Source organism: Phenylobacterium sp., from assembly GCF_030697925.1.
In the GTDB taxonomy this organism is placed as follows: Bacteria; Pseudomonadota; Alphaproteobacteria; order Caulobacterales; family Caulobacteraceae; genus Phenylobacterium.
The window spans coordinates 1-14,397 of the sequence record NZ_JAUYOJ010000173.1; the positions used below are offsets into that span (position 1 = coordinate 1).

General features: G+C 65.4%; 9 protein-coding genes. 1 reads left to right on the forward strand and 8 read right to left on the reverse strand.

What is annotated here, in order from left to right; all coding sequences use genetic code 11:
* A partial coding sequence (locus tag Q8Q88_RS16440) for a TIM barrel protein (protein ID WP_305676264.1) occupies window positions 1-762 on the reverse strand: 762 nt, incomplete at its 3' end.
* Between the two features lie 889 nt (window positions 763-1,651).
* On the opposite strand from Q8Q88_RS16440, the gene Q8Q88_RS16445 reads away from it, so the two are divergent.
* Window positions 1,652-3,379, forward strand: a complete 1,728-nt coding sequence (locus tag Q8Q88_RS16445; protein ID WP_305676265.1) for a CocE/NonD family hydrolase — start codon at window positions 1,652-1,654, stop codon at window positions 3,377-3,379.
* 259 nt (window positions 3,380-3,638) lie between these two features.
* Here the strand turns inward: Q8Q88_RS16445 and Q8Q88_RS16450 are convergent, their stop codons facing one another.
* The 7 genes from Q8Q88_RS16450 to Q8Q88_RS16480 form a co-directional block, all read right to left on the reverse strand.
* Window positions 3,639-5,888, reverse strand: a complete 2,250-nt coding sequence (locus Q8Q88_RS16450) for a TonB-dependent receptor (protein ID WP_305676266.1) — start codon at window positions 5,886-5,888, stop codon at window positions 3,639-3,641.
* A gap of 500 nt (window positions 5,889-6,388) precedes the next feature.
* Window positions 6,389-7,897 carry a CoA-acylating methylmalonate-semialdehyde dehydrogenase gene (locus Q8Q88_RS16455; RefSeq protein ID WP_305676376.1) on the reverse strand — a complete coding sequence of 503 codons (1,509 nt, stop codon included), beginning with the start codon at window positions 7,895-7,897 and terminating at the stop codon, window positions 6,389-6,391.
* Complete coding sequence (iolB, locus tag Q8Q88_RS16460; RefSeq protein WP_305676267.1) at window positions 7,897-8,718, reverse strand: 5-deoxy-glucuronate isomerase; 822 nt, start codon at window positions 8,716-8,718, stop codon at window positions 7,897-7,899. The genes Q8Q88_RS16455 and iolB overlap by 1 nt, the downstream gene beginning before the upstream one ends.
* Window positions 8,718-9,602, reverse strand: a complete 885-nt coding sequence (gene iolE / locus Q8Q88_RS16465) for a myo-inosose-2 dehydratase (protein WP_305676268.1) — start codon at window positions 9,600-9,602, stop codon at window positions 8,718-8,720. The genes iolB and iolE overlap by 1 nt, the downstream gene beginning before the upstream one ends.
* Window positions 9,599-11,428, reverse strand: a complete 1,830-nt coding sequence (gene iolD, locus Q8Q88_RS16470) for a 3D-(3,5/4)-trihydroxycyclohexane-1,2-dione acylhydrolase (decyclizing) (protein WP_305676269.1) — start codon at window positions 11,426-11,428, stop codon at window positions 9,599-9,601. Before iolD ends, iolE begins: the two co-directional genes overlap by 4 nt.
* Window positions 11,425-13,371 (reverse strand): 5-dehydro-2-deoxygluconokinase, encoded by a 1,947-nt coding sequence (gene iolC, locus Q8Q88_RS16475; protein ID WP_305676270.1) that lies wholly within the window; start codon window positions 13,369-13,371, stop codon window positions 11,425-11,427. Before iolC ends, iolD begins: the two co-directional genes overlap by 4 nt.
* Before the next feature lie 90 nt (window positions 13,372-13,461).
* On the reverse strand, window positions 13,462-14,355 hold the full coding sequence (locus tag Q8Q88_RS16480) for a MurR/RpiR family transcriptional regulator (protein ID WP_305676271.1): 894 nt from the start codon (window positions 14,353-14,355) through the stop codon (window positions 13,462-13,464).
* Window positions 14,356-14,397 lie beyond the last annotated feature (42 nt).

Consider the following 14,397-nt stretch of genomic DNA (forward strand, 5'->3'; position numbering starts at 1 on the left):
GATGCGCGGGTAGTTGATCTCTCCAGTGCCCGGCTCACATCGGCCTGGCACGTCGGCTACCTGAATTTCACCGATGTAAGGCAACGCCTGCCGGCATAGCTCGATCAGGTTACCTTCGCCGATCTGCGCGTGGTAAAGATCGAGCATGAGCCTCACCGAGGGCCGGTCGACCGACGCGACCAATTCGATGCAGTCGATTGCTCGCCCGAACGGTACGCCGGGATGGTCGACCGCAGTGTTGAGGTTCTCAAGCACGAAAGTAACCCCTGCTCCTTCCCCGAGGTCGGCCAGACGGCGCAACGTGTCGCGGGCGTGAAGCCACATGGCGCCCGTCACCGAGGCGGCCGGCAGCAGCGGTAGTCCGTCAGGACCAAGACCCGTACCGTGCAGGTTTAGGCGGGGCACGCCCAACCGCTTGGCCACGGCGATCGACTCCTTGGCGGTCGCGACAAGCTCTTCGGCGCCATCGCGATCCGCAAGCCGGCCCCGCACATATCCCGTCATCGACGAGAAGGTGACGCCGCTCGCCGCCAAGGCCCCGATATCGTGGCGCGTCCAATCCCAGATCTCGACCATAAAGCCTGCCGAATCGATCCGCTTCGCACGCTCAAGCAGCGGTAGCTCAAGGAAAAGCATTTCGCTTGAGGCGGCGAGCCGGAAAGGCACGCCGGCAAAAACGCCCTTTGTCGCCGCTGGTTGGGGCTCAGCTTCTGGCCTGGCGTTTGTCATGGTCTGGCTACCTTTCGGCGTGAGCCAGCCCACTCCGCCAACGATCCCGCGATGCTCAGTGGAGCGTACGCTTTGTTGGCTGCCCCAACTGGGGTGAGGGGCAGCAGGCAATGGGTCAATCAGAACTACAATTGCAGCTCGAACCGCTGGAGAACCTGGCGCCTGTCGGCAGGCCCACCGCTTTCGGCGCGCGAACCGCGGGGGCCGGCTGCTCTTGCCGCCTCGAGGCCAACGCGTCGCTGAACACCGCGCCACAAGTGCATATGTCGGCTTCACCGGTCGCCACGGGACAGCAAATCGCGTGTCGAAGCATCGGTTTAACTCCTCCGGCCCATCCGCCGTAGGCTTGTGTCGCTGCGCAGCGACGGGCTCACGAGTGGCGTTGGATAGAATATTCTAGTTTTTTAAAAAGGGAAATTGATAGTTCACTCTGTCTCGCCCGGAGAGGCGTCTTGCGCCGCCTCGCGCCACGGGTCGGCAGCCTTGCGCGCCCTTCGCGTGCTCGCCCCTTTCAATGATCTTTCGTGGTTTTGCTCGAGCTTAGCTCGCCGTCGTCGGCGGTGAGCCGCGAGCCGCGAGCTGCGCCCGACCCCATGCGGAAGGCTTCGAGATCCTCTAGACCGTGGGAACGACCCACGAGACACGATGCACCTGGACGTTCTCGCGAGGGACCCGAGGGGGAGATCGATCGTCTAGCCGCGATGGCGAGCGCGCCGATCGGGCCGGTACGAAATGTATCTTGCGAATGCGACATCAGTCGAAATATACATTCCATCCAACTACGGCGGGGGCCCACAACGCGCGTTGAGGGCGTGGTCAGTCCGCTGGTCGCCCAGTCGGCTCGCCCTTCTGGCGCGGGAAATCAGAGCGTCCTCGGCGCAAGGTCCACGCAAATGCCCACCAACGAGGGGGAGGTTAGGTGATGACCGAGAAACTAGGGACGCAAACTCCGGATACCGGAAGGGCGCCGGACGGGACGGTTCAAGGCTCCCCAAAGGTCGCGGTCGACTTCGACGTGCCTGCGCGAATGCGCGATGGGAACGTCCTCCGCGCCAACGTCTACAGACCCGAAGGCGCCGGGCCCTGGCCCGTTCTGCTGGCCCGATTGCCGTACTTTAAGGATTCGCCAATGCTGGCGAGCGTCCTGGATCCCGTTCAGACCGCGCACCGCGGTTTCATGGTTGTGGTTCAGGACACGCGCGGCCGCTTCGCCTCCGAGGGCGAGTGGGAGCCGTTCCGCTATGAGCGCGAGGACGGTTTCGACTCCGTCGAGTGGGCGGCGCGCCTGCCCGGCTCGAACGGTCGCGTTGGCATGTTCGGCGGCAGCTATTTCGGGAACACCCAGTGGATGGCCGCGATCCAACGGCCGCCCTCGCTCGCCGCGATCTCGCCCATGGTCACTTGGTGCGACCCCATGGACGGCCTGTTCGCTAGGGGCGGGGCGGTGGAATTGGGCCTTGAGCTTGCCTGGACGCTGCAGACGGGTGCCGCCTATCTGCTGAGGTTGCCCATCTCGGAGGAAGAGCGGGCGCGCCGCTTAGTCGCCATCGTAGCCGAATATGACTCTCTTCCGACGAAGGGCTACTGGGACCTTCCCGTGAAAACTGGCGAGATCCAAGGCCACCAACTTCCGTCGCTTGGCGCGATCCCGGTTCTGACCAATCCTGATGTCGCCACATGGTGCCGCGTCGCCGGAAATCATCAGCGCGTGACCGTGCCGACCTTCCACACAGCGGGTTGGTACGACGTCTTCCTGCAGGGAACGCTGGACAATTTCAGGGCGATGAGAGACCTCGGGCGTGACGCCCGGCTGGTGGTCGGGCCGTGGTCGCACGGTGAATTTGGCGATGCGGTCGGTGACTTGCGCTTCGGACTTCCCGCGAGCCGTGTGGGCGCAGCGGTTCATCCGTATGGCGACGTCAATGACTTCCAGCTCGCCTGGTTCGGCCAGCATCTCAAATCGGATTCAAGCGTCGAACTTCCCGAACCGAGGGTGCGGCTGTTCGTAATGGGCCGCAACGCGTGGCGTGACGAGAACGAGTGGCCCTTGCAGCGCGCCGAAATCCAGCGTCACCACCTTCGTGCCGACGGCTCCCTGACGACTGCGGGGCCGGCCGCCGACGAAGGCGCGACCGAGTTCCTCTACGACCCCTCCGATCCGGTTCCGACGGTCGGCGGTCAAACCGTCATGATGAGCGCCTTTCCATCGGGTCCCAAAGAACAGGCTAGGGTCGAGGCGAGGCCGGATGTCTGTGTTTTCACCTCCGAGCCTCTCGATGAAGAGTTCGAAGTCACAGGTCGCGTGCGGGTCGTCTTGCACGCCGTCAGCTCGGCGCCGTCCACAGATTGGGTCGCGCGCCTGTGCGACGTCCATCCAGACGGACGCTCGTATAATCTCTGCGACGGCATTGTCCGGACGGGCCAAAACGCCAGCAGCGTCGGCTGTTACGAAGTCGATCTATGGTCAACCAGCAACGTATTTCTGCCGGGTCACAGAATTAGAGTGCATGTCACGAGCAGCTCGTTCCCGCGCTGGGACCGCAATCTCAATACTGGCGATCAGGACAGCCCGCGACATCAAGTGGCGCAACAGCGCCTATTCCACGACGCCGATCGCCCGTCCTTCATCGAACTACCTGTCATTCGCTAGTTGTTGTTGACGTGCCAGGTCGAAGAGGACCGATGCGCCGGGTTGACGAGCTCCTCGACCTATAGGGCGCGCCCGCCTGCGCGGAGGGCGGTGCTAGGATCCGCTTCGATCTCCTGATCGTGCTCGACGCGGAACACGGCCCAGGCCTTTTATGGCTGGATGAGGGGGGCCGGGGAGGGGATCGGGGATGGGCCGGTTCCGGTTCCAGCGCCTGTTCGACGGCGCTCCATCAGGCGTGAGGAGCGCCGCCTTGAGGTGATCAGAATTGGCGCCTGACCCGGATCCCGTACCGACGGACATCACCAAAGCTCGTGACCCTGCTCGCGCCGCCGCCACCGACATCTGCAGCAACCGCGTTGGTGGTATAGAACTCATTGGTGAGATTGGTGCTGAACGCGCTCACTTCCCAATCGCCGCTCGGGTCGGCCAGCGAAATGGAACCGCTGAGAATACCCACCGAGTCCTGTGAGAAGCCCGGGTTGTTGTAGATGTCGAGCGGGACCTCGCTATTCCAGCTATAGCTGGCGTTGAGCCTGCCCTGCCATTCTCCGACGGGGAATTTATAGTCTCCACCGACGTTGAACTGCCACTTCGGCGCCCCGGCCAGCCTGTTGCCGGTGAGATCCCTGACACGCAGCGCAGGGTTGCCAGGAGCCGCGTCACCCAGTTCGGGATACAAGGGGTCGACCGTGCGCAACCCGTCGTATTCCGTGTCGAGATAGGCGACTGAGCCGTTGAACCTTAGCCCATCCATCGGCGACACTTCCAACTCGGCCTCGATACCTCTGATCTTGGCCTTGGACGAGTTGATGGTGCGGAAGGAAATTTCCCCCGGATCGAGCCCGAGCACCGCCTGCTGGAGATTGGAGTAATCCATGATGAAGCCGGTCAGGTTGCCTGACAGACGGCGATCGGCTGTGCTGGCCTTCAAGCCGACTTCGTAGTTCCAGACGTATTCCGGATTGTAGGAGCGTGACGGGAAGGCGAATTCGTCAAAGCCGCCGGATTTATATCCGCGTGACGCCGTGGCGTAGACCAGCACGTTTTCGCTTGGCTTCCAGTCGATCGAGACGCGCGGCGTCCAGGCTGAGCCTGTGAGGCTACCGGACGAGGTCAGAGTATTGAACGCCGCCCGGCTGGACTTTTTGTCGTGCGTGTAACGGGCCCCTGCCGTGAGGCGGACAGTATCGGTCACATCGAAACGGACCTGACCATAGCCTGACCGAGAGGTGAGTTTCTGGTTGTCGAGGAAGGCGAGCCCGCCTGCCGGAATGCCAAAGAAGGGAAAGCCAACGTCGCCGCGAAGCTTATAGTCATAATCCAGGTAGAGGCCGCCGACGATAAAATCGAGACGGTCGCTGATCTGTCCAGATAGCGTCACCTCCTGCGACAATTGTTCAAAGGGCTGCCGACGTGGATTCGGTCCCCAGAGAACAGCTGCAACGGTGGTGTGATCCTGGTCCTCATTATAGAGCAGCTTGCTTTTCACGTACCCACTGGTGGTCACAAGCTGCAGGTTATCGCTCAGGTCCCAAGCGAGCCGGAACGTACCCTGGAAGAACTCGTCCTTGCGGATGTCGGTCCGATCCTGACTCATTGTCCTGGTGTCGGGATTGAAGTCCAGCGCTCCATTTGCTTCGGCGAGCGATGGCCTGTCCGGTCGAGACCGCCCGAAGGACACAGTCGCCGGAAGAGCTTCGTCGACGCGGGCCTGGAGGATCAGGCTCATCTCCAGCGAGTCGCTCGGACGGCCTAGGAGGTAAAGGCGGGCTTGTCGCTTGTCGATGCCGCCATAGGTGTTTCCGGTTTGCGTCTCGGTGATCCAGCCGTCGGCCTTGTCGACCTGAGCCGCCAGCCGGAAGAGCAACTTGTCGCCGGCGATCGGGCCCGTGACCGCGCCTTCGACCGCGATGCGATCGTAGTTGCCCACGGTGGCTTCCAAATAGCCGCCAGGCTCTGAAGACGGCTTGGCGGAGATCACATAGACGCCGCCGGCGGTCGCGTTGCGGCCACCGAGCGTGCCCTGCGGCCCGCGCAAGACCTCGACGCGTTCGACATCGAAGAAGTCAAAAGTGCCGATTCGGCGGGACGCGTAGGAGACGCCATCCTGAACCATCGCGACGGCCGGCTCGAAGCCCCCGAAGCTGCCGACGCCGCGGATAACGACATTCACGCCCAGACCGCCGTTGGCGTTCTCGGGTACGCGTATCGACGGGCTCAAGAGCGACAAGGAGTTCAGATCGGCTACGCCGCGGTCTTTGAGCGTCTCGGTCGAGTAGGCGGAGATTGCGAGCGGCAGCGAGCTGAGGCGTTCGGCGCGCCTTTCGGCCGTAACGACAATCTCGTTCACGTAGCTGGGCTCGGAGGCGGCCAGCGCCGCATCGCCCGACTGGCCCTTGGGTGCGCGTTGAGCCTCGGTGTCGCCCTGTTGCGCCCAAGCGCCGGCCGACGCACAGGCAGACATCGCGGTCCCGACAAGCAGGCGCGCCAGCCATGAGGTCATCTTCATTTCGTACCCTCCTCACCCAAGATTTTGGCGGGATATGGAGCGCCGTTGGGCATGTCCATTCCGTCTTGCGACTAGGTGGAACAAATATTCCATCATGAGTCAATGGGGAATCGCCTGCCCAAGCGCCGTCACGCAGGATCATGTTCCTGTCGATCGCCGGATGAACGATGGCGCGGAAATCGGGCTGGGCGCCGAACAGCCCCGCCGTGTCTATCGGGGCGTAGGCGCAGGTCCGCCGGCCCGAGAGCATGGCGGCGAGACGCCCGCCGGCCGAGAGACCCATGGCGCAGATCCGGTGAGAATCGACCTCGATCCGCAAGGCGCTCGGAGCACGGCCTGGGCCATGCCGCACACATTGGGCCCGCGGCACCGCGCAATGGACCTGCGCAGCCTCGGAAGGGGGCCGTGCTTCGGGCTTCGGCTGGCCTGCGGCGCTCCGATCGCCTGGCGGAGCCTGTCAAACCCTGGATCGGGAGGGCGGGTCAGGCGCTCACCGGCCGTCACCGCATCGTTGGAATGACGAAGCTCTGATCTGAAACGGCGCCGCCAATGTTCCTGGGCCAACGCTGGGTGACGGTCTTGGTGCGCGTGTAGAAGCGAACGCCATCCAGGCCATACTGATTGAGGTCGCCGAAGCCGGACCGCTTCCAACCGCCGAACGAGTGATAGGCGACGGGCACTGGAATGGGGACGTTGATCCCGACCATGCCGACCTCGACCCGATCGGCGAACTCGCGCGCCGCATCCCCGTTGCGGGTAAATATGGCGACGCCGTTGCCGTATTGATGCTGCGAGGGCAGGGCTAGCGCCTCCTCGAAGTTGGCGGCGCGGACGATCTGAAGCACCGGTCCGAAGATTTCCTCCTGGTAGGCCTTCATTTGTGGGGTGACGTGGTCGAACAGGGTGGGAGACAGGAAGAAGCCCTTCTCGTAGCCCTGAAGCTCGAACCCTCGCCCATCGACGACCAGTTCGGCGCCCTCATCGACGCCCGTCTGAATGTAGCCCTCGATGCGGGTCTTGTGCGCGGCGGAGACGACCGGGCCGTAGTGGGCGTCGGGATCTGTGGAGACGCCGACCAGCAGCGCCTCGATCGCCGGCAGCAGCTTGTCGCGCAGGCGTTCGGCGGTCTCTTCGCCGACCGGCACCACGACCGGCAGGGCCATGCACCGTTCGCCGGCCGAACCATAGGCCGCGCCCATCAGGTCCGCGACGGTCTGGTCCATGTCGGCGTCAGGCAGGACGATGCCATGGTTCTTGGCCCCTCCCATGGCCTGAACCCGTTTTCCGTGCAGGGCCCCCAGGGCGTACACCGACTGGGCGATGTCGGAGGAGCCGACGAAGCTGACGGCCTTGATCGTCGGATGCTTCAGGATCGCCTCGACGATGTCCTTGTCGCCATGGACGACGTTGAGAATGCCAGGGGGCGCCCCGGCCTCGATCATGAGCTCGGCCAGGCGGACCGGCACCGACGGATCACGCTCGCTCGGCTTCAGGATGAAGCCGTTGCCACAGGCGATGGCCGGTCCGAACATCCACATCGGGATCATGGCCGGGAAGTTGAAGGGCGTGACGCCGGCGACGACCCCCAGGGCCTGGCGCGCGGAATAGACGTCGATGCCGGGCCCCGCGCCCTGGCTATGTTCGCCCTTCAGCAGATGCGGGATGCCGCAGGCGAATTCGATCACCTCCAGCCCGCGCATGATGTCGCCCCTGGAATCGGCGATGACCTTGCCGTGCTCGGACGACAGCAGATGCGCCAACTCCTCCATGTGGGCCTCCAGCAGCCGTTTGAACTCGAACATCACCCGCGCCCGACGCTGGGGATTAGTCGCGGCCCAACCGTTCTGCGCCTCCGCGGCATTGGCGATGGCGGCGTCGAGTTCGTCCAGCGAAGCCAGCTGGACCCGCGCCTGAACCTCACCTGTATTAGGATCGAAGACGTTGCCGAAGCGGCCGGAGGCGCCAACGACCGTGCGGCCGCCGATGAAGTGGTTGATGTCGCGCATGATCAGTCCTGGGGAGGGATTTTTGGCCTGGCGATCCAGTCGTGGGCGGGATCGTTGCGGAAGATCCACTGCCGCTTGGGGCCGGCCATGACGTTCAGATAGTAGAGGTCGTAGCCGTGCGGTGCGCCGACCGGATGGTAGCCGCGCGGCACCATCACCACGTCGCCGTCCTCCACCGAGATCGTCTCGTCCAGGCTGCGATCGTCGGTGTAGACCCGCTGGATCGCGAACCCCTGCGGCGGGTCGAGGCGGTGGTAGTAGGTCTCCTCCAGCTGGGTCTCTTCGCTCGGCGTGGCGGTGTCGTGCTTGTGCGGCGGATAGCTGGACCAGTGGCCGCCCGGGGTGATGACCTCCACCACGAGCAGGCCCTCCGCCGGTTGGGTCTCGGGCAGGATGTTCCTGACTCGGCGTTCGTTGGCGCCGCTGCCGCGGATCTCTTGCGGCATGTCGGCCTCTGCAATCAAACGCGGGTCGCCTCGCCCCGAACCCGGCGCGGTGCAGACCGCCAGTTCGACGATGTCGCTGGCGGTGACGAAATAGCGGGTTCCGGCGGGGACATAGACGGCGCCGGGGGCTCGGTCCTCGAACGGCGTGGCGCGACCGCCGACGTCCTCGAAGCTTCGGTCGCCCGCCGTGATCGCGGCGGTTCCCGCGACAATGACCAGACAGGCTTCGCGACCGCCCTCGCCGCCGCTGTAGGTCTGGCCCGCCTTCAACCGCAGCACCTTGAAGCCGACATAATGCCAGCCTGCGCTCTGTGGCGTAACTTCCAGGACGCTGCCGTCGGCGTCGGGGGCGTGAGGGCGGATGCGCAGGTTGGGCACTAGATGAGGCCCGCTTCCAAGGCGCGGGCCTTCAGCGTCTTCAGCCCCAGCTCGGCGTATTTGCGCGGGTTGGCGAGGCTCGGATCCTGTTCGGCCTCGATGACGATCCAGCCCGAATAGTCCATGCGGCGCAGGGCCTCCATGATCTCGGCATAGTCGATGCCGCCGTCGCCCGGCACGGTGAACATGCCCGACAGCACGCCATCCAGGAAGCTGGAACCGCCTCTCTTCGCCTTGGCGAAGGTCTCCCACCGCACGTCCTTGCAATGGACATGGGCGACGCGCTCGGGGTGGTCGCGGATGAGGGCCAGCGCGTTCACCCCGCCCAAGGCCGCATGGCCGGTGTCGAGGGTGAAGCCCACCGAGGGCGCGGTCGCAGCGATGAAGGCGTCCATGTCGGCGGCGGTCTCGACCACCGTGCCGAGGTGGTGGTGATAGGCGAATTTCATCCCCTGCGAGACCACATAGTCGGCGACGCCGGTCATCCGTTCGCCGAACGACTTCCAGTCGTTGGAGGCCAGGCGCGGGGCGGCGCTTATGGGAACCGAGCGATCGCCGTGCACGGCGTTGGAGGTCTCGGCGAAGACGAAGACCTTCGATCCCATGGCCTTCAGCAGGTTCATGTGCGGCTGCAGGGCGACGATCTCGGCCGCGGCGTCGCGCACCAGCAGCGAGCCGGAATACCAGCCGCCGATCAGGTCGAGGCGTCCCAGCATGGCCCTCAGCGCGATCGGGTCCTTGGGGAATCGCCCGCCGAGCTCGACCCCCTCGAAACCGACCTCGCGGATGTCGTTGATGATCTCCTCCAGCGGCGTGTCACCGCCGAGTTCGGGCATGTCGTCGTTGGACCAAGCGATCGGGCTCACGCCCCAGCGGATGCTCATGGCAGCTCTCGCTTGCTGCGGATGTGTTGTTCGTAGTCGCTGCGGGCGGCGTTCACATGCGGACGGTCGGAAACCTCGGGGACGGCGACGTCCCACCACCAGCCGCCGGCCTCGGTGGTCGTCAGCGGGTCAGTGTCGATGACGACCACATAGGACCGGTCGGCGGCGCGGGCGCGGACCATGGCCGCCTCGAACTCGCCGAGCGTGGCGACATGCTCGCTGATCGCGCCCAGGCTGCGGGCGTGGGCGGCGAAGTCGATGTCGGGGAGGATCGCGTGGAGACTGTCGACCAGCAGGTTGTTGAAGCCGGGCGAGCCTGTCGCCTGTTGCAGCCGGTCGATGCAGCCGAAGCCGCGGTTGTCGAGCAGGGCGACGATCAGCTTGCAGCCCATCATCACCGAAGTGGCGAGTTCGGAGTTCAGCATCAGATAGGAGCCGTCCCCGACCATGACGACGACCTCGCGGTCGGGCTCGGCCATTTTGACGCCGAGACCCCCGGCGATCTCGTAGCCCATGCAGGAGAAGCCATATTCGAGGTGGTAGCCGCCCGGCCGCGCCGTGCGCCACAGCTTGTGGAGCTCGCTGGGCAGGCCGCCGGCCGCGCAGACCACGATGGCGTCCTCGCCCATGGAACGCTGCACCGCACCTATGACCTGGGCGTCGCTGGGCAGGGTTTTGTCGGCGGGGCCGGCGGTCGCCGCATCGACGGCCGCGGTCCATCCCGAGACATCGGCGGCGATCTCTGGCGCGCGCCAGCCGGCGAGGGCGACCGACAGGGCCTCAATTACCTCCCGGGCGTCGCCGACGACGGGCTCGGCGCCGTGCTTGTGCGCGTCGAACGCCTGGACATTGACCTGGCACAGCCTGCGGTCCGGGAACAGGCTGCGCGAGCCGGTTGTGAAGTCCTGCAACCGGGTGCCGACGCCGACGATCAGGTCGGCGTTCGAGGCCGCCTCGTTGGCGGCGCTGGACCCCGTGACACCGATGGAGCCGAGGGTGTTGGGATGATCCCAGGGCAAGGCGCCCTTGCCCCCTTGGGTCTCCGCGATCTTGAGCCCGGTGGCTTCGGCCAGGGCGATCAGTTCGGTCTCCGCCTGGCTGTAGAGGACGCCGCCGCCAGAGACGATCAGCGGGCGTTTCGACGCCTTCAGCGCTTCGACGAGGGCGGCGATCTCGCCCGCATCGGCGGGCTGTCGGCGCGCCTTCCAGAGGCGGCGATCGAAGAATGCGGCGGGATAGTCGAAGGCTTCAGCCTGGACGTCCTGGCAAAAGGCGATGGTCGCCGGGCCGCAGGTGGCCGGATCCAACATGGTCGCCAAAGCCTTGGGCAGGGCGTCGAGGATCTGCTCGGGCCGGGTGATCCGGTCGAAGAACCGCGATACCGGTCGGAAGCAGTCGTTGGCCGTGACCGTCCCGTCGCCGAAGGCCTCGACCTGTTGCAGGACGGGGTCGGGGCGGCGGCTCGCAAAGACGTCGCCCGGCATGAACAGGACCGGGATGCGGTTCACATGGGCGACCGCCGCGGCCGTCACCAGGTTGGTGGCGCCGGGCCCGATCGAGGTGGTGCAGATCATCGCGCGTCTGCGGCGCATCTGCTTGGCGTAGGCGATGGCCGCGTGGGCCATGCCCTGTTCATTGTGCGCCCGCCAGGTCGGCAGGACCTCGCGCGACGCATGCAGGGCCTCGCCGATCCCGGCGACGTTGCCGTGGCCGAAGATGGCCCAGCAGCCGGCGAAGTAGGGAACCTCGGCGCCGTCGACGACGACGTGCTGGGCGGCCAACCAGCGGACGGCGGCCTGGGCGGCGGTCAGCCGGATCGTGGTCATCGGCGCACCGCCTCCCGAACCGGGGCGGTCGAAACTCGTGCCTTGGCGGCGCGCCAGGCCTCGATCAGCACCGAGAAGCGTGACGACAGATCGGTGATCGCCGCCTCGTCGTCCATCTTGCCCGACAACCACTGCTCCCCGGCGTCGGCGAAGATCGTGCGGCCGACGGCGAACCCCTTGACGATGGGCCGGGCCGCGGCGGCGTCGAACGAGGCGATCAGCTCGGCTTCCGGCGTGGACAGGCCCAGGAGCAGGACGCCCCGACATAGCGGGTCGTTGGCCTCGATGGCCTGCTCGATATTGACCCAGGCGACCGCATCGTCGGTCGGCTCCAGCTTCCACCAGTCGGGTTTCATGCCCAGATCGTAGAGCCGCTGGATGGCGCGGGAAATCGTGGTGGCGTCAATCGCGCCGTTCTTGGAGGCGATGATCTCCAGCAGCAATTCGTGGCCGGTCTTCCGGCAGGCGTCCTGAAGCCTCAGCATCTGCCGCTCCTGCCGGTCGCGCAGGCCGGGCGGATCGTCCGGATGATAGAGGACGAGGCATTTGGCGACATGGTTGGACGGCCAGGTCGCCAGCTCCGTCGCCACGTCGGCCGAGCTCTCGAACTCGAGCGGGCACGATCCCGGCAGCTCGATGGGCCGCCCGATCCAATAGTTATGGTCGGCGGCGGCCTCGAGCCCGCGCATCCCGAACCGGCCGTCCAGCAGCACGCCATATCGCCGATCGCCCTTGGCCAGCCGGTCAACGGCCTGAAGCGCCAGGGCCTTGAAGGCCGGGATGCGTTCGGGATCGGCGCCCAGCCGTTCGCACATCTCCTCGAACTGGCTTCGGTGGTCCATGGCCAGGACGGTGAGTTCGTCGTACCTCCCACGCCGAGTGGTGGCCCAGTGGATGTGTTCCAGCTCGGCGTCCTCCCGCAGGCGGTACGGGCGCTGTTTCTCGCCCAGGAACAGCTGCAGTTCGTCCCAGGTCGGCATGGCCGGGGCGCAGCCGTGGCGCGATACGACAATGGCGCCGCAGGCGTTGCCGAAAGCGCAGCAGGTCCCCAGCGGCTCGTCCCTCAGCCAGCCGCGCAGGAAGCCGGCCATGAAGGCGTCACCCGCGCCCAGCACGTTGAAGACGTCGACGCGGAAGCCGCGCCCGACGATCCCCCCAGCCAGGGTGTCGGGAATGGCGTCCGGGAAGGCCGAGCATCCGTCGGGGCCCCGCTTGCAGACCAGCAGGGCGTCGCTCATTTCGCGAATGGTGCGCAACGCCGCGATGGTGTCGGTCGACCCACCGAGGATGTGGACCTCTTCCTCAGTGCCGACGATCAGGTCGCAGAGCGGCAGGACCTGTTGCAGCCGGGCGGTGACGTCCAGATCGGCGACGAAGCGATTCTCGCCCATGTCCTTGCCGGTCAGGCCCCACAGCACGGGACGATAATCGATGTCGAAGACGATCCGCCCGCCGCCCTCGCGCATCAGCCGGCAGGCCTTCATCGTCGCCTCGAACACGTTCGGTTGCGACAGGTGGGTGCCGTTGATCAGCAGGGCGCCCGCCGACTGGATGAAGGCGGGATCGACATCGTCGACGCAGAGCGCCATGTCGGCGCAATTCTCGCGATAGAAGATCAGGGGAAAGGTGTCGGGGTCGCGGATGCCGAGGAAGACCAGCGCGGTCAGCCGTTCGGCGTCCGTGAGGACACCGTCCACCGCCACGCCCTCAACGGTCAGTTGCTCGCGGATGAAGCGGCCGAAGTGGTCGGCGCCGACCTTTGTCACCAGGCCCGTCTTCAGGCCCAGTCGCGACGACCCGATCGCCGTATTGGTCGGGCTGCCTCCGATGTATTTGGCGAATGAGGCCATGTCCTCGAGCCGCCCCCCAGTCTGCTGACCGTAGAGATCGACGCAGGACCGGCCCAGGGTGATCAGGTCAAGTCCGCCTCTCCCTCTCGCCATCGACCTTATCTCCATACACAGCAGACTGCGCCTCCGCCCAGCCAGATATGTAACACATATTCTAATATCCTGAGATTAGCAACTTTCGTTTCATGACGCCACGCGCTTGCGTGCCCCTCCGGACGCTATCGGCTTGCGCTTTGGTTGAGACGTCGCGAAAGCGAAGGAAATCACCAAGGCTTGGGCAAGGCACATCGACGTCGCGAGCGAGCGGAACTGGCGGATCTCAGCTTCGCGAACCTGCAGGACTTGCGTCGCCGGCTTGGCCACGGGGCTCACCAGACTGTCACTGATCGCCAGTACGGCCGCCTTCCGACCGACGGCTGAGTCGATGAGCTGCACCGCTTCCTGGGCATATGGGTGATAGCTGACGGCGATCAGCAGATCGTTGGAGGTGATGGCGTGGACCTGCTGACTGGCCATGCCGCCGACGTTGTCGATAAAGACGGTCTTCTTATCCACCTGGTGCAGGGAATAGGCGATATAGGCCGCAACCGGGAACGAGCGGCGGAAGCCGGCGACGTAGATCGTTTCGGCCCTGGTCATAAGATCGACGGCGGCCGATAGGGCCGCGGGGCTGACGGTCTCGCCCAGGTTCTGCAGGGCCAGGCTGTTGCCCTCGATGAACTCGGCCAGAACCTGGCCGGGTTCGCCCGCCGCCTTGCCGTCGACGGCCCGACTGAACTGTCTGACACGCTCGCCATAGGCCAAGGCCGCATGCCCGGACATCAGGCCGTCTCGGAAGAGGCGCTGCATCTGCGTGGCGCCGTCGAATCCAAACGCCTTCGCGAACCTGACGATCGCGGAAGGCTGCACCCCGGTGCGGTCCGCCAGCACCGCGAGCGTTTCCAACGCCACCGTATTGGGCTCGTCGAGGACGTACCTGGCGATCTGCTTGAGCCGCTTACTCAGCGACTCGTATCGATCCAGAATCGCCGCCCTCAATTCATCGGCCGTGGTGGGTGTCGTCAGCTTGTCTGTCATTGTGGCCCTGCCTCGCCTCGCACGGAAACGAAGGTGGCACGG

What these genes read in the sequence shown, in the direction of transcription:
- Q8Q88_RS16445 (WP_305676265.1), top strand. Translation starts at nt 1,652, where the DNA reads ATGACCGAGAAACTAGGGACGCAAACTCCGGATACCGGAAGGGCGCCG.
- iolC (WP_305676270.1), bottom strand. Translation starts at nt 13,371, where the DNA reads ATGGCGAGAGGGAGAGGCGGACTTGACCTGATCACCCTGGGCCGGTCC.
- iolE (WP_305676268.1), bottom strand. Translation starts at nt 9,602, where the DNA reads ATGAGCATCCGCTGGGGCGTGAGCCCGATCGCTTGGTCCAACGACGAC.
- iolD (WP_305676269.1), bottom strand. Translation starts at nt 11,428, where the DNA reads ATGACCACGATCCGGCTGACCGCCGCCCAGGCCGCCGTCCGCTGGTTG.
- Q8Q88_RS16480 (WP_305676271.1), bottom strand. Translation starts at nt 14,355, where the DNA reads ATGACAGACAAGCTGACGACACCCACCACGGCCGATGAATTGAGGGCG.
- Q8Q88_RS16450 (WP_305676266.1), bottom strand. Translation starts at nt 5,888, where the DNA reads ATGAAGATGACCTCATGGCTGGCGCGCCTGCTTGTCGGGACCGCGATG.